Source organism: Xenorhabdus szentirmaii DSM 16338, assembly GCF_002632585.1.
GTDB lineage: Bacteria > Pseudomonadota > Gammaproteobacteria > Enterobacterales > Enterobacteriaceae > Xenorhabdus > Xenorhabdus szentirmaii.
Genome location: NZ_NIBV01000063.1, coordinates 1 through 305, shown reverse-complemented (window position 1 = coordinate 305; position 305 = coordinate 1). Strand labels below are relative to the sequence as shown.

General features: G+C 59.7%; 1 protein-coding gene. It reads right to left on the bottom strand.

What is annotated here, in order from left to right:
- A partial coding sequence (locus Xsze_RS21645; protein WP_244590098.1) for a CHC2 zinc finger domain-containing protein occupies positions 1–305 on the bottom strand: 305 nt, incomplete at both ends.

Genomic DNA, 305 nt, shown 5'->3' with positions numbered 1-305 from the left:
TGGCTGACCAGTTCGGGATGATCAAGGCGGCGTTTTTTCAGGTATTGCTGCACTTCTGGCGCAGTGAGCAAGGTCTGGTGATAAAACTCAACCACCCGTAACAGCAGGGCCTGTTGGCCGACGGCATCACGGATAAGCGCCGCCGGGGCAACCAGCGGCTCGACGGAAGGATGGTTGCCGAGCACGGCACGCAACCGTTCCACGGCATGGCGCAGGCTCAACCCCTCGGTTTTCATCACCCAGTCCAGCACCGAGCCGCCCGCATCACAACCAAAGCAGTGATAGAGATTTTTCGCCGGGGTGAT